Origin of the sequence: Aeromonas sp. FDAARGOS 1410 (genome assembly GCF_019048745.1) — a bacterium.
Taxonomy (GTDB): Bacteria; Pseudomonadota; Gammaproteobacteria; order Enterobacterales; family Aeromonadaceae; genus Aeromonas; species Aeromonas jandaei.
This window is the reverse complement of record NZ_CP077401.1, coordinates 3,349,339-3,372,271: the sequence shown is the minus strand read 5'-3', so window position 1 is coordinate 3,372,271 and position 22,933 is coordinate 3,349,339. Positions and strand designations below refer to the sequence as shown.

15 protein-coding genes and 1 pseudogene are annotated in these 22,933 nt (G+C 57.4%); 5 read left to right on the top strand and 11 right to left on the bottom strand.

What is annotated here, in order from left to right; all coding sequences use genetic code 11:
* The first annotated feature begins 129 nt into the window (after positions 1 to 129).
* Together carA and carB are read left to right on the top strand one after the other, a co-directional pair.
* Positions 130 to 1,266: a glutamine-hydrolyzing carbamoyl-phosphate synthase small subunit gene (gene carA, locus I6L40_RS15645; protein ID WP_201960501.1), complete on the top strand. Its 1,137-nt coding sequence runs from the start codon at positions 130 to 132 to the stop codon at positions 1,264 to 1,266.
* 20 nt (positions 1,267 to 1,286) lie between these two features.
* Positions 1,287 to 4,511 (top strand): carbamoyl-phosphate synthase large subunit, encoded by a 3,225-nt coding sequence (carB, locus tag I6L40_RS15640; protein WP_033113583.1) that lies wholly within the window; start codon positions 1,287 to 1,289, stop codon positions 4,509 to 4,511.
* A 124-nt stretch (positions 4,512 to 4,635) separates the two neighbouring features.
* Here carB and I6L40_RS15635 read toward each other — a convergent pair whose 3' ends face one another.
* A complete protein-coding gene (locus I6L40_RS15635) occupies positions 4,636 to 5,670 on the bottom strand; it encodes a sterol desaturase family protein (protein ID WP_216995444.1) in 1,035 nt (344 codons plus the stop codon).
* A 257-nt stretch (positions 5,671 to 5,927) separates the two neighbouring features.
* Between I6L40_RS15635 and I6L40_RS15630 the strand changes: the two genes are divergently transcribed.
* The gene (locus tag I6L40_RS15630) at positions 5,928 to 7,109 is read left to right on the top strand and encodes a DUF1615 domain-containing protein (protein ID WP_216994537.1); all 1,182 of its coding nucleotides are present in this window, start codon (positions 5,928 to 5,930) and stop codon (positions 7,107 to 7,109) included.
* Between the two features lie 50 nt (positions 7,110 to 7,159).
* Here I6L40_RS15630 and I6L40_RS15625 read toward each other — a convergent pair whose 3' ends face one another.
* From I6L40_RS15625 to I6L40_RS15615, 3 genes and pseudogenes are all read right to left on the bottom strand, one after another.
* On the bottom strand, positions 7,160 to 10,039 hold the full coding sequence (locus I6L40_RS15625) for a DEAD/DEAH box helicase (RefSeq protein ID WP_216994536.1): 2,880 nt from the start codon (positions 10,037 to 10,039) through the stop codon (positions 7,160 to 7,162).
* A 95-nt stretch (positions 10,040 to 10,134) separates the two neighbouring features.
* Positions 10,135 to 10,737: pseudogene (locus I6L40_RS15620) on the bottom strand (nuclease-related domain-containing protein); the annotation flags it as partial.
* A 23-nt stretch (positions 10,738 to 10,760) separates the two neighbouring features.
* Positions 10,761 to 11,468 (bottom strand): phospholipase D family protein, encoded by a 708-nt coding sequence (locus tag I6L40_RS15615; RefSeq protein WP_216994535.1) that lies wholly within the window; start codon positions 11,466 to 11,468, stop codon positions 10,761 to 10,763.
* 482 nt (positions 11,469 to 11,950) lie between these two features.
* On the opposite strand from I6L40_RS15615, the gene katG reads away from it, so the two are divergent.
* Positions 11,951 to 14,137, top strand: coding sequence for a catalase/peroxidase HPI (gene katG / locus I6L40_RS15610; RefSeq protein ID WP_216994534.1), 2,187 nt, complete (start codon positions 11,951 to 11,953; stop codon positions 14,135 to 14,137).
* A 343-nt stretch (positions 14,138 to 14,480) separates the two neighbouring features.
* On the opposite strand, the gene I6L40_RS15605 is transcribed toward katG, so the two are convergent.
* Positions 14,481 to 15,401, bottom strand: a complete 921-nt coding sequence (locus I6L40_RS15605) for a hypothetical protein (RefSeq protein WP_254204108.1) — start codon at positions 15,399 to 15,401, stop codon at positions 14,481 to 14,483.
* Positions 15,402 to 15,654: 253 nt separating this feature from the next.
* Here I6L40_RS15605 and I6L40_RS15600 point away from each other — a divergent pair, with 253 nt between their 5' ends.
* Positions 15,655 to 16,530 carry an OmpA family protein gene (locus I6L40_RS15600; RefSeq protein WP_041208982.1) on the top strand — a complete coding sequence of 292 codons (876 nt, stop codon included), beginning with the start codon at positions 15,655 to 15,657 and terminating at the stop codon, positions 16,528 to 16,530.
* 87 nt (positions 16,531 to 16,617) lie between these two features.
* On the opposite strand, the gene gloA is transcribed toward I6L40_RS15600, so the two are convergent.
* Genes gloA through rsxC form a run of 6 tightly spaced genes read right to left on the bottom strand, consistent with a single transcriptional unit; the run spans position 16,618 to position 22,932 of the window.
* Entirely contained in the window at positions 16,618 to 17,031 is a 414-nt protein-coding gene (gloA, locus tag I6L40_RS15595) for a lactoylglutathione lyase (protein WP_005337610.1), read from the bottom strand.
* A gap of 56 nt (positions 17,032 to 17,087) precedes the next feature.
* Positions 17,088 to 17,729 (bottom strand): endonuclease III, encoded by a 642-nt coding sequence (nth, locus tag I6L40_RS15590; protein ID WP_071911139.1) that lies wholly within the window; start codon positions 17,727 to 17,729, stop codon positions 17,088 to 17,090.
* 16 nt (positions 17,730 to 17,745) lie between these two features.
* Complete coding sequence (locus tag I6L40_RS15585) at positions 17,746 to 18,498, bottom strand: electron transport complex subunit E (RefSeq protein WP_033113586.1); 753 nt, start codon at positions 18,496 to 18,498, stop codon at positions 17,746 to 17,748.
* 27 nt (positions 18,499 to 18,525) lie between these two features.
* Positions 18,526 to 19,158: an electron transport complex subunit RsxG gene (gene rsxG / locus I6L40_RS15580; protein ID WP_033113576.1), complete on the bottom strand. Its 633-nt coding sequence runs from the start codon at positions 19,156 to 19,158 to the stop codon at positions 18,526 to 18,528.
* Positions 19,159 to 19,201: 43 nt separating this feature from the next.
* A complete protein-coding gene (rsxD, locus tag I6L40_RS15575) occupies positions 19,202 to 20,254 on the bottom strand; it encodes an electron transport complex subunit RsxD (RefSeq protein WP_041208552.1) in 1,053 nt (350 codons plus the stop codon).
* Positions 20,255 to 20,298: 44 nt separating this feature from the next.
* On the bottom strand, positions 20,299 to 22,932 hold the full coding sequence (rsxC, locus tag I6L40_RS15570; protein ID WP_216994532.1) for an electron transport complex subunit RsxC: 2,634 nt from the start codon (positions 22,930 to 22,932) through the stop codon (positions 20,299 to 20,301).
* Between the last annotated feature and the right edge of the window lies 1 nt (position 22,933).

Here is a 22,933-nt window from a genome sequence, read left to right as displayed (position 1 = left end):
ACTTTTTTTAAGTAGAATGCGCCCAATTTGCCAGAAATCTGCCGGGTTCGAGTCCTGTCCAAGGCCGGAACCGAGCCCGCAACACCCAGGTAAATTGCTGAATTTAAAGCTAAATAACTGGAGGTTGTCTTGAATCACACTGCATTGCTAGTGCTGGAAGATGGAACTGTATTCAAAGGCGTGTCGATAGGCGCCGAGGGATGTTCCGTTGGTGAAGTGGTTTTCAATACGTCGATGACGGGCTATCAGGAAATCCTCACCGATCCCTCTTATTCCCGTCAGATAGTCACCCTCACTTACCCCCATATAGGCAACACCGGCACCAACAGCGAAGATGAAGAGTCCAGTCAAATCCATGCTCAGGGATTGATCATCCGAGACCTTCCGATACTTGCCTCCAATTTCCGCAATCAGCAATCCCTCTCCGAATACCTCAAGTCTCACAATATCGTTGGCATCGCCGACATCGACACCCGCAAACTGACCCGCATCCTGCGCGAGAAAGGCGCCCAGGCTGGCTGCATTCTGGCCGGCAAACAGGTCGATGAAGCCTATGCTCTCGAACAGGCCCGCGCCTTCCCCGGTCTGAAGGGGATGGATCTGGCCAAAGAGGTGACGGTTGGTGAAGCGTACAACTGGACCGAAGGGAGCTGGCAGCTCGGCAAGGGGCACGTCACCCCGGATGCCGACCAGCTGAAATACCACGTGGTGGCCTACGATTTTGGCGTCAAGCGCAACATCCTGCGGATGCTGGTTGACCGTGGCTGCCGCCTGACCGTAGTCCCGGCCAAGACCCCGGCAGCCGAAGTACTGGCGCTGAACCCGGATGGCATCTTCCTCTCCAACGGCCCCGGCGACCCCGAGCCGTGCGACTACGCCATCGACGCCATCAAGACCTTCCTTAATACCAACACGCCGGTGTTCGGCATCTGTCTGGGTCACCAGCTGCTGGGTCTGGCCTCCGGAGCCAAGACCGTCAAGATGAAGTTTGGCCACCACGGTGCCAACCACCCGGTCAAGAGTCTGGACGACAACACTGTGATGATCACCGCCCAGAACCACGGTTTTGCGGTAGATGAGAACAGCCTGCCGGATTGCCTGCGCGCCACCCACGTCTCCCTGTTCGACGGGTCGCTGCAAGGCATCCATCGCACCGACCGTCCGGCCTTCAGCTTCCAGGGTCACCCCGAGGCGAGCCCGGGCCCGCACGATTGTGCCGGTCTCTTTGACCACTTTATTGAATTGATCAAGCAGTATCGCGCCTAAGGAATAGAGGAAAGAGTTTCATGCCAAAACGTAACGACCTTCAGAGCATCCTGATCCTCGGCGCCGGCCCCATCGTCATCGGCCAGGCCTGCGAATTTGACTACTCCGGCGCCCAGGCGTGCAAAGCCCTGCGCGAGGAGGGCTATCGCGTCATTCTGGTCAACTCCAACCCGGCCACCATCATGACCGACCCGGAGATGGCGGACGCCACCTACATCGAGCCCATCACCTGGGAAGTAGTGCGCGAAATCATCAAGAAAGAGCGCCCGGATGCCATCCTGCCCACCATGGGTGGCCAGACTGCGCTCAACTGCGCACTGGCACTGGAGAAGCATGGCGTGCTGGCCGAGTTCGGTGTCGAAATGATCGGTGCCACCGCCGACGCCATCGACAAGGCCGAAGATCGCTCCCGCTTTGACAAGGCGATGCGCAGCATTGGCCTCGAGTGCCCGCGTGCCGGCATCGCCCACAACATGGAAGAGGCGTGGGGCGTGCAGCAGATGGTCGGTTTCCCCTGCATCATCCGTCCCTCCTTCACCATGGGTGGCTCCGGTGGCGGCATCGCCTACAACACCGAAGAGTTCGTCGAGATCTGCGAGCGCGGTCTGGATCTCTCCCCGACCAAAGAGCTGCTCATCGACGAGTCGCTGATTGGCTGGAAAGAGTACGAGATGGAGGTGGTGCGGGATCGCAACGACAACTGCATCATCGTCTGCGCCATCGAAAACTTCGACCCCATGGGTATCCACACCGGTGACTCCATCACGGTCGCGCCAGCCCAGACGCTGACCGACAAGGAGTACCAGCTGATGCGCAACGCCTCCATGGCGGTACTGCGCGAAATCGGCGTCGAGACCGGCGGCTCCAACGTCCAGTTCGGTATCAACCCGAAAGATGGCCGCATGGTCATCATCGAGATGAACCCGCGGGTGTCGCGCTCCTCTGCGCTGGCCTCCAAGGCGACCGGTTTCCCCATCGCCAAGATCGCCGCCAAGCTCGCCATCGGTTACACCCTGGACGAGCTGATGAACGACATCACCGGCGGTCGCACTCCGGCCTCTTTCGAGCCGGCCATCGACTACGTGGTGACCAAGGTGCCGCGCTTCAACTTCGAGAAGTTCGCCGGTGCCAACGACCGTCTGACCACCCAGATGAAGTCCGTCGGTGAAGTGATGGCCATCGGCCGCAACTTCCAGGAGTCCCTGCACAAGGCGCTGCGCGGTCTCGAGACCGGTAAGGCGGGCTTCGACCCCATGGTGGATCTGAACGCCCCGGACTCCCTGACCCGCATCCGCCACGAGCTGCAGGATGCCGGCGCCGAGCGTATCTTCTACATCGCTGACGCCTTCCGCGCCGGCCTCTCCATGGACGGCATCTTCAAGCTGACCAAGATTGACCCCTGGTTCCTGGTGCAGATTGAAGAGCTGGTGAAGCTGGAGGAAGAGGTGAAAGAGCGCGGCATGGCCGGTCTCGATGCCGACTTCCTGCGCGCCCTCAAGCGCAAGGGCTTTGCCGATGCCCGTCTGGCCAAGATCCTCGGTGTGGCCGAAGGGGAAGTGCGCAAGCTGCGTGCCCGCCACAACATCTTCCCGGTCTACAAGCGGGTCGATACCTGCGCCGCCGAGTTCGCCACCAACACCGCCTACATGTACTCCAGCTATGACGAGGAGTGCGAGGCCAACCCCACCGACCGCGACAAGATCATGGTCATCGGTGGCGGCCCGAACCGTATCGGTCAGGGCATCGAGTTTGACTACTGCTGCGTACACGCGGCGCTGGCCCTGCGCGAAGACGGTTACGAGACCATCATGGTCAACTGCAACCCGGAGACCGTCTCCACCGATTACGACACCTCGGATCGCCTCTACTTCGAGCCGGTGACCCTGGAAGATGTGCTGGAAATCGTGCGCATCGAGAAACCCAAGGGCGTTATCGTCCAGTACGGCGGCCAGACCCCGCTGAAGCTTGCACGGGCATTGGAAGCCAACGGCGTGCCGATTATCGGTACCAGCCCGGATGCCATCGACCGCGCCGAAGACCGCGAGCGCTTCCAGTCTGCCGTCGAGCGCCTCGGTCTCAAGCAGCCGGAAAACGGCACCGTCACCGCGCTGGAGCAGGCGGTTGTGGTGGCCGAGCGCATCACCTACCCGCTGGTGGTTCGCCCCTCCTACGTGCTGGGTGGCCGCGCCATGGAGATCGTCTACGACGAGACCGACCTGCGTCGCTACTTCGCCGAGGCGGTGAGCGTCTCCAACGAATCGCCGGTACTGCTGGACCGCTTCCTGGACGATGCCACCGAACTGGACGTGGATGCCATCTGCGACGGCACCGATGTGGTTATCGGCGGCATCATGGAGCACATCGAGCAGGCCGGTATTCACTCCGGTGACTCCGGTTGCTCCCTGCCGCCCTACACCTTGTCCAAGAAGATTCAGGACGAGATCCGCGAGCAGGTGCGCAAACTGGCACTGGAGCTCGGTGTTATCGGCCTGATGAACGTGCAGTTTGCGGTCAAGGGCAATGATATCTACCTCATCGAGGTGAACCCGCGTGCCGCCCGTACCGTGCCATTCGTCTCCAAGGCGACCGGTGCGCCGCTGGCCAAGATTGCCGCCCGCGTGATGGCCGGTCAGAGCCTGAAAGAGCAGGGCTTTACCAAAGAGATCATCCCGCCCTACTACTCGGTGAAAGAGGTGGTACTGCCGTTCGCCAAGTTCCCGGGGGTTGACCCGCTGCTGGGGCCGGAGATGCGCTCCACCGGCGAGGTAATGGGTGTGGGCAGCAGCTTTGCCGAGGCCTATGCCAAGGCGCAGCTGGGTGCCAACCACGCAGTACCGAAAGAGGGTCGTGCCCTCTTGTCAGTGCGTCACAGTGACAAGGCTCAGGTGGTCGATTTGGCCGCCAAGCTGCTGGAGCTGGGTTACGAGCTCGACGCCACCCACGGCACCGCTGTCGCGCTGGGCGAGGCGAGCATCAACCCGCGTCTGGTCAACAAGGTGCACGAAGGTCGCCCGCACATTCTCGACCGCATCAAGAATGGCGAGTACACCTATATCGTCAACACCGCCGAAGGGCGGGTGGCCATCGAGGATTCCAAGCAGCTGCGCCGCGCCGCCCTGCAGAACAAGGTGGCGTATACCACCACCATGAACGAGGCATTCGCGACCTGCATGGCCATCAGTGTTGATGCCACTGCCAGCGTCAACTCGGTGCAGGAGCTGCACGAGCGGGTGAACAACCGCTAACACTCTGCGAGCGAGCTAGACTCGCTCTGCATAGATGACAAGCCCCCGCCAGCAATGGCGGGGGCTTTTTTATCACGACGGGTTGGGTGCTGCGAGGCGCGGACTTATGGTGCGCAGAGCGTAACTACCGTAAATCAGGCTGCGGCTTGCGACTGCGTGGACGGGGCAGGGCATGCCACAGCTTGCGGGCCGTGACCAGAAAGGGGCGCAGGATCAGCGCGCTCAGGCGGCTGTAGCGCACATTGTCTTTCGGGCCGACCCCGAAGGTGAGGGGCTCTGGCTGGTGGTTGGTGACGTAAAGAGTACCGAACCACCAATCCCACAGCGACAGATTGATACCGAAGTTGTGGTTGAAGTGGCGGGGATCCCGGCTGTGGTGGATCTGATGCTGGGCCGGGCTGTTGAAGATATGCTCCAGCCGCGGGCCAAACGACAGCCAGATATGGCTATGGCGCAAATTGGCGGCCAGCGAGTTGAAGATCAACACCAGATAGCCCACCCCAAACAGGGTGTAGGGGCGCACGATTCCTCCGCACAGCCAGTAGAAGGCACCGGAGTAGAGGGCGAGCGCGCTCCCCTTGAGCAGGATTTCAGCGAGCTTTTCCACCAGATGAATACGGCTGGCGGTCGGCGGCACCAGCACGGTGGCGCTGTGGTGCACCTTGTGAAACTCCCACAGCCAGCGGCTGTGAAAGACACGGTGCAGCCAGTAGTGGACGAAATCGCTGACCAGAAATACCCCGAGGCCATAAAGCATCATCAGCCAGCTAGCCTCGGCCAGACGGGGACGCTCCCCCCACTGGCGGGTAAGCGCGGAGGTAATATCCGTTGCCTGCAAAAGCCAGGGGTTGAGCAGAGTCAGGATCGGCACGATCAGGGCCACATGGAGCAGGGCGCGCACCAGATAGTACTGATAATCGAGCAGGGCGGAGGGATGCAGCCAGATGGCCCGGCCGCCGAGAAAACCGGCGAAACTGCCCGCTGCCGGGCCTTGCTGGCGCCGGCGCACACGGTAGAGGAGGTAGGCAATGAGGCCGGATATCAGCAGGAAGGGGAGCCCAAGCCGCCCGTTGAAATCAAGCAGTCCGGTCAGGCAGTGCCAGATCGGAGTGAGCAGCCACTGCTGCACGTAAGCAAAGAGATGGGCGAGCGTATCCATAGGGTCCATACCGTGAGCATCCTGGCGGCGGCATTCTAAATGTAAACAACTCTCGATAAAAGCCCATAGCTGTTGTCGGGTCATACCTGTTGTCGGGGTATATCTGGGGGCGCTCCTGTTGCGGCAACCCCTGTCTGGTCAGGAAGAGGGGGTAGGCGATGGGACTTTAGCCTTGTGGATCAATTCTCTACAATGGGCCATCATGTGTGCGCCCGCCGCCTGGCGGGTTTGCCTCCAGCCTCAGTACCGGATATCCGATGACGCTCTCTCTCTTTTCTGTTTCCCCCGCCATGCGCACGCTGGCGCTGCTGATCCCCTTGCTGCTGGCCGGCTGTGCCAGCGATCCCGCTTCTGCCCCTGCACCGAGCGACACAACGGGCGCGACAGTGCCCGCCAAAAAGGTGACCCCGCCAGCCATGCAGCCGCGCAAGCCGGCGGATATGAAGAGCCGCATCGTGAGGTTTCTGCCTCGCCATGTGGTTGACAAGCAGGGGTGGGCCAACGATGTGGTGACGGCGCTCACTACCCAGGGGGTGACAGTCAACGATCACAACGTCTGTACCGTGCTGGCGGTGGCAGAGCAGGAGGCGACCTATCAGGCCGACCCCGTGGTGCCGGGCCTTGGCAAGATCGCCTGGAAGGAGATCAACTCGCGGGCGGCCAAGCTGCTGATCCCCGAGTTTATGGTGCGTGCCGCGCTCTCCATCAACTCGCCGACCGGCAAGAGCTATGCCGAGCGCATCGATGCGCTTCGCACCGAGCGGGAGATGAGCGAAATTTTCGAGGACATGATCAGCATGCTGCCGATGGGCAAGACCCTGTTTGGCAACATGAACCCGGTGCACACCGGCGGCCCGATGCAGGTGAGCATCGCCTTTGCCGAGGCCAATACCCGTGGTTACCCCTATCCGGTCAAGGAGTCCATCCGCCACGAAGTCTTTACCCGCCGCGGCGGTATCTGGTTTGGTACCAAACATATCTTCGGCTATGAGGCGGAGTACCCCGATACCCTCTACCGTTTCGCCGACTTCAACGCCGGCTGGTATGCCAGTCGCAACGCCGCTTTTCAGGCCGCCGTCAGCCGTTTGAGCGGTACCACGCTGGCTCTGGATGGCGATCTGATCCGCTATGACTCCGACCTGCCGGGCAAGACGGAACTCGCGGTCTATACCATCGCCAGCCGGATCAACATGAGTCAGCAGGCTATCCATCAGAGCCTCAAACTTGGCGATACCGCCGAATTTGGCCAGAGCGACCTCTATCATCGCGTGTTTACGCTGGCAGACCAGAAAGCGGGCAAGCGGTTGCCCCGCGCCATCCTGCCGGGTATTCAGCTGAAAAGCCCCAAGATCACCCGTAACCTCACCACCGCCTGGTTTGCCAAGCGGGTGGATGACAGGGAGCAGCGCTGCGTGCGGCAGATGGCGACCATTCGCTAAGAAACACAACAAGGGCGGCCAATTGGCCGCCCTTGATTTTTGTCATCAATTTAATATGTAGGGAGATCCCGTGTTAGTGCTTGTCCTGGTGTTGTTAACCATTTCCAAAAAGATTCTAAGGAAAGATTATTAGAGGCTACTCTTAGTAACGCTTCACCAAAATCATTGCTTTCAACGATACATAACCTGCCACAAGTTATAATTAAATTTGGAATGCTAGGATCGACCCCAGGGTGGCATAATGTAACGCAAGGATTGTTTTTGAAGTTATAAACCTCTGAAGCTGCTAATACCTCAGTGGCATTATTGTAATCAACCAAACCGCTGCCTTTTTTTGTTTTTAATTCGATAACGATAGGCTGTAAATTATCAATTATGATTAAAAAGTCAGGGGCTCCAAATTTTCCGCGTGTATCTAACTTTTCTGTTTTTATTTTAACTTTTTTAAGAAGGGTTTCAAATGCATCTTCAAATTCGGTTCCTAGAGATGTGTAATAATTTTTAAAGTCTTCTCCCAAACCTAATTGAATTGATTTTTTTATGTGTCGAGAAGTCGCTTTTTTTCGTTGTAAACTCTTCCACTCTTTGCACGTGTCTCGCAGCCAATTGGCTTTTTGATGTTTATTCTTAACTTTACTAAATGCATGGAGTCTGATGTTATCTGCATCCCTTGAACCATCACTAACTCTCTCTGGGGTTATAAGATTATGCTCAATTAAATATGATATTTCATGACGATTTAGTGTGAACTGATCACTTACATCTTCAATGCTTTTTAACCAAAGAGCTTGATCGGGTAGTCCCTCATATAGTCTAAATGTTAATCTGGTTATAACCCTAGGGAGTTGTTTTATCATTGCTAGGTCTTGTTCATTTATATGTTTTAAAATGGAATGGGAGCTTATTGTTTTGCTATCAGATATGGAAGATAGAATTGCTGACAAACCATTTAAAACCCAATTTAAGTTATTTATTAGATCTCTAAATACACCAGCGCTAATACCATCTACAATTTTCTCTATTTTTGTTATGGACTCGCCTTCTATCCACTTAATAGCTAAAAAGGATGCATTAGCAGCTATATGATTCACTGAGTTATTATTTAATTCGTTTCTTAATGAAGATGTAGTACATAATTGAGTGCTATCTAATTGATACGGTAAAAATCTAGTTGGTAAAGACGTTGGCATTTCGAAAAATTCAGGAGATGAAAAGCAATAGTAAAAAACTTGCAATGCGAGTTTGTCTAGTGCTCCTTCTTTATTAATGCTTGGTAGTTTTTGATGAATCTCATTTATGTTGTTTCTTATAAATGATAATAAATAAACTCCAGTGTCTGGGAGCAAACCACTAAAACTAACAGCGGAGCCAATCTCTGAGGGTGATAGGTATTCTCTATTTTTTTCAGTCAATAAGCCTTCATCACATAAATAATCTATTGCAATATGAATTTTCTCGCTCCATGTCTTATATGACCGCAAATTCCGATCTTCTTCTCTTTTCCCACTAAATGTAGAACAGATGGTATCAATTATTTCTTTTCTATTTTTGCACAAGCCAGACGAAACAAGTTTGAGCACAATTTGTTTGAACTGTGATGGACTAATCTGAGGGGAAATTGGAGGAATTTTATTTAGTTGAAGATACTGTTTTGACTCAATCAGTTCAGCTCGGTTAGCTGCAAAGAAGACAACTCGTCCTGATTTATGCTCGGTACCCATTCTCCCTGAACGACCAGCCATATTATGGAACTCAGATGGTGATATTGCGATTCTATCTCTGACATTTTTATCCCATCTTTTCCATGAATAAAATAGTGTGGTCCCAATTGGAAAGTTTACACCTGATGCAAGAGTCGATGTTGCAAAGATAACATCTATAAGTCCTTCTTTAAGGTTTCTCTCAACAATTAATCGTTCATCATCTGTTAGGTCTGCATTATGAAAGGCGACTCGGTTATCTAAACAGGCTGATAATTTTTTTGCGGCTGCGGTATCAGGTAACAATTCAAATTTGTTGCTGATAGTGTCGGGGTTTTTATATCGTTCTACATAACTTGAGGCCAGCATCGATGTATCTTGTTTTTTCATGCAAAAAACAATTATCGGTTTGTTGTCACCATCATCTTCGACTAAATGATTAATAATTGTTAATGGTTCTGTTACATCAAGATGCCTAGGTATCTTTTTCTCATTGATATACTCAGGAGTTTTAGTATTTAATATCGTTATTCCTGTATTAGACCAGCATTCATAGTTTAAGTGTTTTTCTCTATTTTTTTCAGTCACAAGTGATATATCTAACCAGTTGGAAATATCTTGTGCATCACGCTCCTCTATAACAGCAGATAGACCGATGAATTGGCGCCAGCCTACAGACCTCAATAAAGTTAAAAGTAATTCAACGTTTGCCCCTCTGTTATTATCTCCTAGCAACTGAATTTCATCACAAATTACAGTTGTAGATGAAATGTTTTTTGGTATTTTTGATGAGGATATTATTGATAAATATTTCTCATACGTAGCAATCAAAATATCTGCATTTAGGGGCGCATTAGTTGGTAGATTTTCGGAGTCTATTATATGATCTCCCGTAGCCAAAACCACGGATAATGGAAGGTGTTCCCCATAACAATCTGTGACAAACGCTTTAATTTCTTGAAACTTTTGCTCCGCAAGAGCACGATGAGTCACTAGATATACTGCTGGACATTTTTTATCTATACTATTGGATATAGCCCAGAAGGCAATATTTGTCTTGCCAGTCGATGTTGGAGATATAATAAATGCACTTTCTCCACGAGCAACACCATGTTGTAATGCTAGAAACTGTATGTCTGTAATGCAAATATCGCCGCTGGGATCTTTTGGTATTAATTTTGAAATCAAATCTTCGGATATTCCATGGTTCTCTGGTAGTGAATATTTCATATTATTGTTTCCTTAGCTAGTTTGTAGAATGTGTTTTAATAAGAACTGAATATATTTTTTTTGGATGTGTTTTTGACAGTGGTTATACATGTTAATTTTTTGTGTGGGATCGAATTGGTAGCCAGTCGTCCACGCTGGATGGTGTCGATCTCCCGTGCGACTTCGGCAGGGGTCAACACCTGTGTGGTTTTATTCTTGATATAGCGAATAAACCCGCGGTTTATCATGTTATCCGGCATGGGGGGGTTAAAGGTGCAGTCGCCAATAAAGTAGATAATCGAATGGAGTTGATGATCAGCAAGACCCAGCAAGGATTTGAGCGTCATCAGGTGCAGATAGTTTTGGCGCAGCGGATTTTGAAAGGTATGTCTGCGGCGATAGAGCTGCTGGGGCCAGCTCTTGTGGGCTGGATTGCCAAATATCCACCCCTTGATGTTCTTGGTTTCGATGACAAACAGCCCGAAGCGTGAGACGATCACATGATCGATCTGGGTAGTGCCCTGCGGGGTTGGCAGCGTCACGTTCTTGAGCAGATGGTACTCCCGCTGGTCGAGAAACAGCCGGATACAGAGATTGATAAATGCCTCCCCGATCATCCCCTTGAACCAGGGCGTTTTGATCAGGGTGGCAATCAGCAGCAGGGGCAGCAGATACCAGAGCTGGCCCAGCAGAACCGCAATCACAGGTGTGAAGTCCATTTCACATTTATCCAGTCAATGGATTAGAAGGGGTTCATCGTCTCTGGCCAGAGGAAATAGGGGCCAAATTTGGGGCTCATTCTAAATTCACCGCCTTCTTCTTTACCCTTGGCTGTCAGGTAATGCTTGCTGTCGCGCAGTTCAAGCAAGCCGTGAGACACCATCTTTTCCAATAGTTCATGGGTTTTGATCCCCCATTTTTGCGCCAGTTTGGATGAGGTGAGTTTTTCAGTGACAGATTCACCTTCGCTGGCGGAAGGTTGTTGGGAGTCAGCTTCATTAATCACCCGCTCCAGGGATATGCGGATTTCGTCGCTAACCCGGATAATCCGTTGGGCCTCGTCGTAGGCATCACGGTAAAGATCGTGATCCTCCGAGCGCTGGATCAATACCCCCATTTCGTTGTTATTGACCTGACTGAATTCGTAGAGATTCAAGCTGGTGATAATGCACATCTCCTCATTGAGATAGCACTTGGCGTGGAGGTTTTTACAAAAGCTGGTGCGGATATAGGTGAGCTCCTTGAGCCAGCTGATCTCTTCCGGTTGTAGCTCACTCTTGCCATAGACAATTCGTACATCGATCTTGAGCCGATTCTTGTCGGTCAGCAGCTCTTTGATCCTGTCGTTGAGTTTGAGGAAAGGACTTATCAGGATCAGCCGCTCTTTGGCATCCTTGATAAGTTCTTCAAGAAAGTAGTTGGTTGCACTGGTATTCAAAAACTTGGCCATGGCAAAAATCTCTATCCCTGTTGCATCGTGATGACGTAAAGGTCGGGTGGCTTGTTGAATGTCTGTGAAGGCATGCTGGGTGAGAGCCTTTCCCGCCGAACGTTCGTTGATTAAGTTGCGTCCACTGCTTATTGAATGTGGGGGTGACCACGGGGTAAGAGAGTTCCGAATTACTCCGTTTTTGTCAATTTCGTCGTGTCATATCTGTGACCATTTCCCCAAGCCTGTCAGATGGTTTGCCTGTCTTTCGTGCTTCATGTAAAGAGGCGACATGATGGTTAAGAAACACATCAGGTTGGTTTTTGCTCTCGAGCTATGCTCTATAGCTCCCTTTTTCTCCAGACACGAGATAGTTCAATCGTAAAACCAGATTGAATTGAACTTTTTTATTCGGTTTTTTAAGTGGGTGGTGGGGGGTAGGCTAGTCTCAACTGCGAAGCGAAGGGTTTCGCCGTCATTATGACCACAATGAGGATCTGAAGATGGACAAACACGCTAGCGGGGCCGGTCAGTGCCCCTTTGCCCACGGTGCCAATACCTCTGCCAGCCAGGAGCATCAAGTCTGGTGGCCCAATGCCCTTAACCTCGACATCCTGCATCAGCATGACAGCAAGACCAATCCGATGGATGAGACTTTCGATTATGCCGACGCCTTCAACAGCCTCGATTACGATGCCCTCAAGGCCGATCTCCATGCCCTGATGACTGACAGCCAGCCCTGGTGGCCGGCCGACTGGGGCCACTACGGCGGCCTGATGATCCGCATGGCCTGGCACTCCGCCGGCAGCTATCGCGCAACCGACGGTCGCGGCGGTGCCAACACCGGCAACCAGCGCTTCGCCCCCCTCAACAGCTGGCCCGACAACGGCAACCTCGACAAGGCCCGCCGTCTGCTGTGGCCGATCAAACAGAAGTACGGCAACAAGATCTCCTGGGCTGACCTGATGATCCTGGCGGGCAACGTCGCCTATGAATCCATGGGGCTCAAGACCTTCGGCTTTGCCGGTGGCCGCGAGGACATCTGGCATCCGGAAAAAGATGTCTATTGGGGCTCCGAGAAGGAGTGGCTGGCGCCGAGCGGTAGCGAAGGGAGCCGTTACAGCGGCGAACGGGATCTGGAGAACCCGCTGGCTGCGGTGATGATGGGGCTGATTTACGTCAACCCGGAAGGGGTGGATGGCAACCCGGATCCCCTGAAAACCGCCCACGACATGCGCGTTACCTTTGCCCGCATGGGGATGAATGACGAAGAGACCGTCGCCCTCACCGCCGGTGGTCACACCGTCGGCAAGGCCCACGGCAACGGCAGCGCGGCCAAACTGGGGCCAGCTCCCGAAGGGGCCGATGTGCACGAGCAGGGGCTGGGCTGGATTAACCACGAGAGCCGCGGTATCGGCCGTGACACGGTGACCAGCGGTCTTGAAGGGGCCTGGACCAGCAACCCGACCCGCTGGGACAACGGCTACTTCAAGATGCTGCTGGGCCACGACTGGTGGCTCAAGAAGAGCCCGGCCGGTGCCTGGCAGTGGGAGCCCGTCGCCATCAAGGAGGAAGATCGCCCGGTGGACGTGGAAGACCCCTCCATCCGCTGCAATCCCATCATGACCGATGCGGACATGGCGCTACGTTTTGACCCCGTCTATCGGGAGATCTCCGAGCGCTTTGCCGCGGATCAAGCGCTCTTCTCCGACGCCTTTGCCCGCGCCTGGTTCAAGCTGACTCACCGCGACATGGGGCCGCGCAGCCGCTATCTGGGGCCGGAAGTGCCGGGCGAAGTCATGGTGTGGCAGGATCCGGTACCGGCGGTGAATTACCAGCTCTCCGACAAGGAGGTGAGCGAGCTCAAGGCCAAACTGCTGGCCTGCGGCGTGGCGCCAGCCGATTTGATCGCTACTGCGTGGGACAGTGCCCGCACCTTCCGCGGCTCCGATTATCGCGGCGGGGCCAACGGTGCCCGCATTCGCCTCGCGCCGATGAAAGCGTGGGAAGGCAACGAACCGGCTCGCCTCGAGAAGGTGCTCAATGCCCTGATCGCCCTGCAGGCCACCCTGAGCAAGCCGGTCAGCATCGCCGACCTGATTGTGCTGGGCGGTAGCGCAGCGGTAGAGCAGGCGGCCAAGCTGGCCGGCGTTGATATCGTCGTCCCCTTTGCGCCGGGCCGTGGCGATGCCAGCGCCGAGCAGACCGATACCGAGTCGTTCGCCTTCCTCGAGCCAGTGCACGATGGTTTCCGCAACTGGCAGAAGGGGCACTACAAGGTGCAGCCGGAGGAGATGCTGCTCGACCGTGCCCAGCTGCTGGGCCTCACCGCCCGCGAGATGACGGTGCTGGTCGGTGGGTTGCGGGTGCTTGGCACCAACCACGGCGGCTCGGCCCACGGCGTCTTTACCGACCGGGTCGGGGTGCTTAGCAACGACTTCTTCGTCAACCTGACCGATATGGCCTATAGCTGGCAGCCGACTGGCCGCAACAGCTACCAGATCGTGGATCGCCAGAGCGGCGCGGTGAAGTGGACCGCCACCCGGGTTGATCTGGTGTTTGGCTCCAACTCGGTGTTGCGCGCCTACGCCGAGGTCTATGCCCAGCAAGACGGCAAGGAGAAGTTCGTCCGCGACTTCGTCAAGGCCTGGGTCAAGGTGATGAACAACGACCGTTTCGATCTGAAATAAGTCGCTCTAACCTCAATGAGAACGCCAGCCGCAAGGCTGGCGTTTTTATTGGCGTTAACAGAGAGAGTGAAAAGGGGCATTTTGTGGCCCGATCACCTTTTGTCATCAGATCGGATGAGGCGGTTTGTCAGCCCTTTCGAGCGGATGAAGGCCGCTTTGTTCCTTGGGTCGCTCCCTTGCAGGCTGAATAGCGCTGAATTAATAAATACTTTACTTTATTAATTCGGCGTTATCCGGGCGGTTACCACATACCAAATAGCGCAACTGTCGGTACATATGGCCGGGAACCCGCCCAGCAAAGGCTGCCCGATCTCTCTGTTGTCCCGCGCATATCCCGCTCAGCTCAGAAACTCATGGCCAAGCCGACCGAATAGCCGCGGGTGTTGTTGCTGAACATATAGCGGGCGACCAGCCGGGTGCGGCTGACGATGATGTCGTACTTGCTGCTGTCGATCTCAAGGCCGAGCCCCAGCGAGTTGAGGGCATTGAAGCCGAGCAAGCCACGCTGTTCGCCGAGGTATTCGGTGCGGGCGCCCTCCATCACATAGCGCAGCGGGCGATCGAGCAGGGTCCAGTCAAACATCGGCGCCCGGCGGCGCAGATAGAGGCCGAGGTTCTCCGCCTCGGCGCTGCCACGCACACTCTCCGAGGTATTGCCGAAGCTCTGCAGGTGCTGGTAGGAGTAGCGCAGCTCGGCATCGATATCCTGAGTTTTGGAGAAGAGCTCGTAGTCGACCATCAGCGAGCCACCCAGCCCGTACATATTGAGCTGACCGTTTTCGAGAAAGTCGAGGGAGTAGCCCCTGGTACGATCGAGCAGCCAGTTGCCGATGCGAATATCGCTGGCCATGGTGCCCAGCGAGACATTGGCGATGGGACGCAGCACCCAGTGGCCGCCCTGTTTATCCCTGTGCAGGGAGATATCCCAGCCAACGCCGCCCGAGGCGGTGGCGCTGTTCCAGCGGGTGGGGATGGTGCGGCTCTCGCTGCCGTTACTCATCACGAACTGGGGATCGTAGCGGCTAAAGCCGAGGGCTCCTTCCAGATAGATAGGGAACGATTCGCTCAGGGTGGCGCCACCGCCAAGCTGCGCCATGCTGAGGGCGGCCGACTGGCCACTGCCGCTGCCGAGGGAGAGATCGCTGGCGGTGATATCCGGCACCACGGTAAAGCTCATCAGGGAGAGCACGGCATTGGCCCGCTGCTGCGCCCACTCTTCATCCTGGGTTGCGCTCTGGGCGGCGTTGCCGAGCATGGCCAGCATAACGGGCCACAAGGTCGGGAAGGGTCTAAACATGCGTCTTGCTCCTGCACGGCGACATCCTGTCACTCTGGCTCTACTGTAGCGAGATCCGCTGCCGTTGGCGCGCATCAGATGCTGTGATTGCCGCTGCAATCCCGATTTTTTCCAACAGAGGCAAGGGGTTGCCGCCAGCGGCAGCCCTTTGCAGTTTTGCCGCTAAAGGTTGCCTGTCCGCGGCCGATACTCCATATGAGATCGTGTGGAGGACAAGCCGTTGGACGCTTGGAAGTTGGGGTTGATCAGCATATCGGTGAGTATGCAGGTACAGGCTGGGGTGACCGAATTCGGTGCCGGTCTGGATCAATCCGTCTGGCGTTTGACCTCGGACACCCAGATTGAGTGCCGCCTCGAGCACCCGATCCCGAACTGGGGCACGGGGGCCTTTGTCAGTCGCGCCGGGCGCAAGATCAATCTCGATTTCGAGCTCAAGGGCAAACGGCCACAGGCCAGAACCGAGACGGTGAGCCTTGGCATCATGCCGCCGGTCTGGCGCCCCGGTATTGCGGGGCGGGAAGTGAGCCAGCTCCACTTCTATCAGCAGTTTGATGGACTGGTTGAGGGACAGACCGCCTGGACCATGCTCGACGAGCTGGAGGGGGGCAACATGCCCACTTTCCAGTACCGGGACTGGTATCGCCAGAACCGGCCGGTGCGAGTGTCGCTCTCGTCGGTCAACTTCCGGGTCAAATATCAGGCGTTCCTTGACTGTCAGAGCGGGCTGCTGCCCTACAGCTTCAACGATATCGCCTTTAGCGTGCTCACCTACGACAAGAACAGCGATCAGCTCTCCATCTCATCGAAACGACGGCTGGCGATGATCGGCGAATATATCAAGGCGGACAAGAGTATCGATGTGGTGGTGATCGACGCCTACAGCGACAGCTACGGCGGGCGCTGGACCAACCAGAAACTCTCGGAAAAGCGGGCCGATGCCATCAAGAAGGTGTTCGTCGATCTGGGGCTCGATCCCGGCAAGATCTCGGTGGAGGGGCATGGCGAGAAGCAGCACGTTGCCTCCAACGAAACCGAGCAGGGGCGTGCCAAGAACCGGCGGGTGGTCATCAGCATGGGGCGCAACGGCGAGATTTAGCCCGGCAGCCCAAGCAGACAAGTATAAAAAAAGAGCGCCAGCGCGCTCTTTTTTTATCCTGCCATCGGGCGTTTTTACCCGGGCCGCTTAGAAGCTGTCGCCAAGGCCGGTGCCGGCATCTTTCTTGGCAATCAGTTCAATCTTGTAACCGTCCGGATCTTCGACGAAGGCGATGACGGTGGTGCCGCCTTTGACCGGACCCGGCTCGCGGGTGATCTTGGCACCGGCGGCGCGCAGCGCTTCACAGGTGGCGTAGATGTCGTCCGCTTCCAGCGCGATGTGGCCGTAGGCGGAGCCCAGTTCGTACTCGCTCACCCCCCAGTTGTAGGTCAGCTCGATCACCGCTTCATCTTTCTCGTCACCGTAGCCGACGAAGGCCAGGGTGTACTTGTACTCGCTGTTCTCGCTCTTGCGCAGCAGCTTCATGCCAAGGACGCGGGTGTAGAAGTCGATGGAGCGTTGCAGATCGCCGACACGCAGCATGGTATGCAGAATTCTCATTGCTCAGTTCTCCGGGTTGGTGATGTGTACTGCTTTCAATCTCGGTTGTGAAGCTATCAGCTCTCGGGATAGACCTTCTCTTTGTACTCGCACAAGTCCTCGATGATACAGGAACCACAGCGGGGCTTGCGAGCCAGACAGGTGTAACGCCCGTGCAGGATGAGCCAGTGGTGGACATCCAGCTTGAACTCGGCGGGCACCACTTTAAGCAGCTTCTCCTCCACCTGATCCACGTTCTTGCCCACCGCAAAACCGGTGCGGTTGGATACCCGGAAGATATGGGTATCGACGGCGATGGTGGGCCAGCCAAAGGCGGTGTTGAGTACCACGTTGGCGGTCTTGCGGCCGACACCCGGCAGGGCTTCCAGCGCTTCGCGATTCTCCGGCACCTCGCCGCCATGGCGCTCCAGCAGGATGGCGCAGGTCTTGATGACGTTCTCGGCCTTGGTGTTGAAGAGGCCAATGGTCTTGATGTACTCCTTGAGCCCCTCCACCCCGAGATCCAGCATTGCCTGCGGGGTGTTGGCCACCGGATAGAGCTTGTCGGTCGCCTTGTTGACGCTGACATCGGTCGCCTGCGCCGAGAGCAGCACGGCGATCAAGAGCTCGAACGGCGAATTGAAGTTGAGCTCGGTGGTGGGGTGGGGATTGTGCTCCCGCAGTCGCTCCAGTATCTCTCTGCGTTTCTGGTTGTTCATGCAGCCTCGCGTGGTGTCATAGCTGGGTCGCCCGGGCACGGACGGGGGGCACATTGCAGTGAGCCACTGTGGTCGCCTGCTTGCGGTCACGCCACTCGTTGATGGCGTTCTTGGCGGCGATCAGCAGCCCCAGTCCGATAAAGCCGCCCGGCGGCAGAATGGCCAGCAGCAGGCTGGCATCGGCGTGGAACAGCTCGATGCGCAGGGATTTTGCCCACTCGCCCAGCAGCAGATCGGCGCCATCAAACAGGGTGCCCATGCCGATGATTTCGCGCATGGTGCCAAGCACCAGCAGCACCAGAGTAAAACCCAACCCCATCATCAGGCCGTCGAGGGCCGCCAGCAGCGGCGGGTTCTTGGAGGCATAGGCCTCGGCGCGGCCGATGATGATGCAGTTGGTGACGATGAGGGCGATAAAGATGCCGAGCGCCTGATAGAGGCCATAGGTGTAGGCGTTCATCAGCAGCTGCACGCTGGTCACCAGCGAGGCGATGATCATTACGTAGACCGGGATGCGGATATCCTTCGGCACCCAGTTGCGCACCAGCGAGATGGCGAGGTTGGAGCAGACCAGCACCGCCATGGTGGCAAGGCCGAGCCCCAGCGCATTGGTAAAGGTGGAGGAGACGGCGAGGGTAGGGCACAGGCCCAGCACCTGTACCAGCGAGGGGTTGTTCTTCCACAGCCCCTGTACCATCAGCTCCTTGAGCTCGCCCTTGCGGCTTTCCAGCTCGGCGATCGGGGCGGTGCCCGTTTCAATCTGTTCCATCTGTGTCATGACGGGGTCGACTCCGGTTTATTGTGCGGCCGGACAAGCCGGGGCGTTGCTGAGCAGTTCCGGGTGCTCGTGCTGCAGTTTCAGCAGGTTTTTCACCGCCTTGACCACAGCACGGGGGGTGATGGTGGCACCGGTAAAGGCATCGAACTCGCCGCCATCCTTCTTCACTGCCCACTCAGATTCATTGTCGGCGGTCAGGGATTTTCCGGTAAAGCTGTTGATCCAGTTTGATTTTTTCAGCTCGATCTTGTCACCAAGGCCGGGGGTCTCTTTGTGAGCGAGCACTCGCACCGCGCTGACGGTGCCCTTGGCATCAAAGCCCGCCACGATACGGATGGCACCGCTGTAGCCGTCCGGCGCGATCGCCTCCAGTGCATAGCCGGTCACCACGCCATTCTTGCTGGCGGTATAGAGGGCTTGTGGCTGATCGCTGCCCAGATACTTCCTGCTGGTCACCAGCTTGCAGCTGGTCACCAGATCGTTGTCATAGCTGCCGGCAGGCAGCAGCGCCTCCAGCGTCTGCAACTTCTCCAGCTGCTGCTGGTGGGCGATCTTGTCCTTGGTCAACTCGTTGGTCAGCACCACCAGAGCGGTGCAGCCCAGCGCGAACATGGCCAGGATCAGGCCATTCTTGCGCATGCTCTTTAACATGTCCGGGCTCCGTCAGCTGTGATGGGGAAAGAGGGCAGAAACATCATTGGCGACGGGCTCCATACACTTTCGGGCGAGTCAGGCTGTCGATAAAGGGTACGCAAAGGTTGGCCAGCAGCACGGCGAAGGCGAACGCATCCGGATAGCCGCCAAAGCGGCGAATGATGTAGACCAGCACCCCGATCAGCACGCCATAGACCAGGCGGCCGCGCGGGGTGGTGCAGGCGCTGACCGGATCGGTGGCGATAAAGAAGGCCCCCAGCATGGTGGCGCCGCTAAAGAGGTGGAACATCGGCGTAGCGGTCGCATCCGGGCTCATCAGGTAGCCGAGGGTCGCCGCCGCCAGCAGGGAGCCCAGAATGGCGGTCGGGATGCGCCAGTTGATCACCTTCTGTTGTAGCAGGAAGAGGCCGCCCAGCAGATAGCCGAGGTTGACCCAGCTCCAGCCGATGCCGCCCCAACCCTCGAACAGCGGGCCGCTCAGGATCTCGCCGGTGGTGAGCCCCTGAGTCAGGCCGGTTTTCAGGGTATCGAGCGGGGTCGCCATGGTCAGCCCATCCACCCCCTGCTTGAGCTGGGCCATGCTGTAGCCGTCGAGGCTAAAGCCGGTGAAGATGACCGAGGCCGCATCGCCAAAGCCGAGGCTGTAGGCGCGTACGCTCTCCGGCGGCAGCCAGCTGGTCATCTGCACCGGGAAGGAGACCAGCAGCAGCACGTAGGCCACCATGGCCGGGTTGAACAGGTTCTGACCCAGCCCGCCGTAGAGCTGTTTGGCGATGATGATGGCGAAGGCAGTGCCCACTACCATCATCCACCACGGCAGCAGCGGCGGCAGGGATAGACCGATCAGCACGGCGGTGAGGGCGGCGCTGCCATCCATCAGGGCCGGTTTGACGGGGCGGCCCCGCAGCTTGAGCACCAGCGCCTCACTCACCAGCGCGGTCACCAGCGCAATCAGGATCTGGATAAAGGAGCCCCAGCCGAAGAACCAGGTCTGGGCCAGCAAGCCCGGCACACAGGCCAGGATCACCAGCAGCATCAGGGTTCGGGTCTGTTTGCGGTTATGGGCAAACGGCGCAGTCGCGATATTGAACATGGATTAGTGCATTACCTCGTTGTTTAACGATGGGCCAGCGAGCATCAGCGCGGCTCGGCGTCGGATGATGATCCCTCATCCGGGGTGGCCCCACTGGCCCTGGCCGCGTCGGCAGCCAGTTTTTTCGCCTTGGCACGGGCGACGGCAGCGGCGATGGCTGCCTTCTTCGGGTCAACGCTCGCCTCGGCAACGGCCGGTTCGGCCACGGCCTCGCTCACCGGCTCGGCGAGTGCTTGCTCACCGCGAGCCCCTTCTGCTGCCTGCATTGGCTCACCCGGTTCCGCAGCCTGCTGGGCCGCCTTCTTGACCTTGGCGCGGGCAATGGCTGCGGCGATAGCGGCTTTCTTGGGATCGACCGCTTCGCTGGCCGCAGATGGCTCATCGCTTTGGGTTGCAGCTGTTTCGCTGGTGCCTGCGGTTGCAGTCAGAGAGTCCTCAGCGCTGTCGCTCTGCTGGGCTGCCTTTTTGGCCTTGGCGCGGGCAATGGCCGCGGCGATAGCGGCTTTCTTGGGGTCAACCACTTCGCTGGCCGCAGATGGCGTATCGCTTTGGGTTGCAGCCGTTTCGTGGGTGCCTGCGGTGGCAGTCAGATCGCCCTCAGCGCTGTCGCCCTGCTGGGCGGCCTTTTTGGCCTTGGCCCGAGCGATGGCCGCGGCGATCGCGGCCTTCTTGGGATCGACCGCTTCGCTGGCCGCAGATGGCGCATCGCTTTGGATGTCTGCGTCGGTTGTCGCGCTGTGATCTGCGCTTACCGGTTCGCCATTCGCCTCAGCCTTTTTGGCCTTGGCCCGGGCAATGGCGGCAGCAATGGCTGCTTTTTTCGGATCGGACTCTGCCTTTTTCGGGTCGGCGTCTGCAGCAGGCTGGCTCTCGGCCGCGCTATCTGTAGCAGGAGCATCGCCAGCCTGAGCCGCTTTCTTGGCCTTGGCACGAGCAAGAGCCGCGGCGATGGCCGCTTTCTTGGGATCGCTGGATGGGTCAACCGCCTCGGCGGATTGCGGCGCAGCAGCTGTTTCGCTGTTTGCGCTCTCCGCCAGCTTGGCAGCGCGGCGCGCTTCCGCTTCCCGTTTGCGCGCTTCGCGGGCAGTGATCACCGCGCTGTTGTCGGGCACGCCCTCTGAGGTGGCTGCAATAGCGGTGATGGGCGCATCCTGCTTGGCCTTGATACGGGCCAGCGCGGCGGCAACGGGATCTTCCCCGCCAGCGGCAGTCATCGCCTGCCGGCGCTGGGCGGCGGCTTCGGCGTGGCGCGCTTCGCGGGCCGCTTTCTCCCGCTCGAAACGGGCCTGCTTGGCTTCGAAACGCTGCTTGGCGCGCTCGGCTTTTTCGGCCTCGGCACGGGCTTCGCGAATGTCATCCTTGGCGATCTTGTAGTACTGCACCAGCGGGATCTCGCTCGGACAGACCCAGGCGCAGGCACCGCACTCGATGCAGTCCATCAGGTTGAGTTTCTCGGCCTTGTCGTACTCCTTGGCCTTGCTGTACCAGTAGAGCTCTTGCGGCAGCAGGCTGGCCGGGCAGGCATCGGCACAGGCGCTGCAACGGATGCAGGCCTGTTCCGGGCCGGGGGCGGGCAGCTCGGCTTGCGTCGGCGCCAGCAGGCAGTTGGTCGCCTTGACCACCGGCACCATGGCGTGGGGCAGGGTAAAGCCCATCATGGGGCCCCCCATGATCACCCGCTGATCCGCCTCCGGTTGCAGCTCGAAACGCTGCAGCAGCCAGCGCACCGGCGTACCGAGGCGCACCCAGGCGTTGCCGGGCTTCTTGAAGCTGTCGCCGGTGAGGGTGACGATCCGCTCGATCAGCGGCTCGCCGTCGATAATGGCGCGCTTGATGGCAAACACGGTGGCGACGTTGAGCACCATGATGCCGATATCGACCGCGCGCCCGCCTTTGGGCACCTGACGGCCGGTCAGCAGCTCAATGGTTTGCTTGGCACCGCCCGAGGGGTACTTGGTCGGCACCGTCTTGACCAGCACATCTTCGTCGGTGGCGTGACGGGTCAGCTCGGTGATCGCCTCGGGCTTGTTGTCTTCCACCCCGATCAGGGTCAGCTTGGGTTTGAGCAGGTGCTTGAGCACCCGGATGCCATCCATGATCTCGTCGGCGTACTGCTGCATCAGCCGATCGTCGGTGGTGATATAGGGTTCGCACTCCAGCCCGTTGACGATCAGGATCTCGGTGAGCTGGCCGCGGCCATCGAGCTTGCTGTGAGTGGGGAAGACGGCGCCGCCAAGACCGGCAATGCCCGCCTGCTGGATGCGCTCGAGCAGTTCGCCCCGCTCCAGATTCCAGTAATCGGGTTTGCCGTCGAGCTCGCCCCACTCATCCTCGCCATCGGGGGTGAGGATGACGCAGAGATCGTCAAGCCCCGAAGGGTGGGCGACCGTGTGGTTGGCAATCTCGGTGATGGTGCCCGAGGTGGAGGCGTGCACCGGCACCACCCGCCCTCTGGCGTAACGGGTCAGCGGTTGACCCTTCTTGACCTTGTCACCCACCTGCACCAGCAGATCGCCGGCGGCGCCTGCGTGCTGGCGTACCGGAATGATCAGGCGCGGCGGCAGACCAGCCTGCTCGACCGGGCTCTGGCTCGATTGCAGTTTGTTGTCGGCGGGGTGAATACCACCGTGAAAGTCCCAGATATTCCCGGCTTTGATGCGTTCAAGTAAAGACTGCATG

Excerpts from the sequence above, each read along its gene's own strand:
- rsxG (WP_033113576.1), bottom strand. The coding sequence starts at position 19,158 with ATGTTAAAGAGCATGCGCAAGAATGGCCTGATCCTGGCCATGTTCGCG.
- I6L40_RS15635 (WP_216995444.1), bottom strand. The coding sequence starts at position 5,670 with ATGGATACGCTCGCCCATCTCTTTGCTTACGTGCAGCAGTGGCTGCTC.
- carB (WP_033113583.1), top strand. The coding sequence starts at position 1,287 with ATGCCAAAACGTAACGACCTTCAGAGCATCCTGATCCTCGGCGCCGGC.
- rsxC (WP_216994532.1), bottom strand. The coding sequence starts at position 22,932 with ATGCAGTCTTTACTTGAACGCATCAAAGCCGGGAATATCTGGGACTTT.
- I6L40_RS15630 (WP_216994537.1), top strand. The coding sequence starts at position 5,928 with ATGACGCTCTCTCTCTTTTCTGTTTCCCCCGCCATGCGCACGCTGGCG.
- nth (WP_071911139.1), bottom strand. The coding sequence starts at position 17,729 with ATGAACAACCAGAAACGCAGAGAGATACTGGAGCGACTGCGGGAGCAC.
- I6L40_RS15625 (WP_216994536.1), bottom strand. The coding sequence starts at position 10,039 with ATGAAATATTCACTACCAGAGAACCATGGAATATCCGAAGATTTGATT.
- gloA (WP_005337610.1), bottom strand. The coding sequence starts at position 17,031 with ATGAGAATTCTGCATACCATGCTGCGTGTCGGCGATCTGCAACGCTCC.
- I6L40_RS15615 (WP_216994535.1), bottom strand. The coding sequence starts at position 11,468 with ATGGCCAAGTTTTTGAATACCAGTGCAACCAACTACTTTCTTGAAGAA.
- I6L40_RS15605 (WP_254204108.1), bottom strand. The coding sequence starts at position 15,401 with ATGCTGGCCATGCTCGGCAACGCCGCCCAGAGCGCAACCCAGGATGAA.
- katG (WP_216994534.1), top strand. The coding sequence starts at position 11,951 with ATGGACAAACACGCTAGCGGGGCCGGTCAGTGCCCCTTTGCCCACGGT.
- rsxD (WP_041208552.1), bottom strand. The coding sequence starts at position 20,254 with ATGTTCAATATCGCGACTGCGCCGTTTGCCCATAACCGCAAACAGACC.
- I6L40_RS15585 (WP_033113586.1), bottom strand. The coding sequence starts at position 18,498 with ATGGAACAGATTGAAACGGGCACCGCCCCGATCGCCGAGCTGGAAAGC.